The organism is Enterocloster sp. 210928-DFI.2.20 (genome assembly GCF_020554465.1).
Taxonomy (GTDB): domain Bacteria; phylum Bacillota; class Clostridia; order Lachnospirales; family Lachnospiraceae; genus Enterocloster; species Enterocloster bolteae.
On sequence record NZ_JAJCHK010000098.1, the window covers coordinates 1 to 714 of the forward strand.

1 protein-coding gene is annotated in these 714 nt (G+C 46.4%); it reads left to right on the forward strand.

Annotation, left to right across the window (positions count from 1 at the left end; all coding sequences use genetic code 11):
• Positions 1-642 (forward strand): group II intron maturase-specific domain-containing protein (locus LI015_RS28000; protein WP_227126782.1); only part of this gene is annotated, 642 nt, incomplete at its 5' end.
• Positions 643-714: the final 72 nt, after the last annotated feature.

Genomic DNA, 714 nt, shown 5'->3' on the forward strand with positions numbered 1-714 from the left:
AAGCGTGGAGTTGTATTTGTCCGTTACGCGGACGACATCGTGCTGCTGGCGAAAAGCGAGAGAGCTGCCAAGAGACTGATGGAGACGAGCACGAAATATCTGGAAGGGCCGCTGAAATTGAAAGTGAACCAAGAGAAAAGCCGTGTAGTCAGCGTGTTTGCAATCCGAACTTTTAAATTCCTTGGCTTTACATTGGGAAAGAACGGAAAGGGCATATATGTCCGGGTTCATGGAAAGTCATGGAAGAAAATGAAGTCAAAGCTGAAAGAACTTAGTTCCCGAAGGTCTGTTCAGAGCATACGCCCTGCATTAGCAAAGATAAAAGTGTATATGTGTGGCTGGCTGAATTATTACGGGATTGCGGAAATGAAGAACCGAATAGAAGAACTCAATAAGTGGCTATACCACAGAATCCGAATGTGTATATGGAAACAATGGAAGAAACCGAGAACCAAAGTGAAGAACCTGCGGAAAATGGGAGTGCCGGAAGATTTGGCATGGCAGGCAGGAAACAGCAGGAGAGGATATTGGTTTACCACGCAAACGGTAGCGGTAAATATGGCAATGACAAAAGAAAGACTGATAAGCAGTGGCTTTTATGATTTAGCCACAGCTTATCAGTCAGTGCACGTCAACTGTTGAAACCGCCGTGTACCGAACGGTACGCACGGTGGTGTGAGAGGACGGCGGTTAATCACCGCCTCCTACTCGATT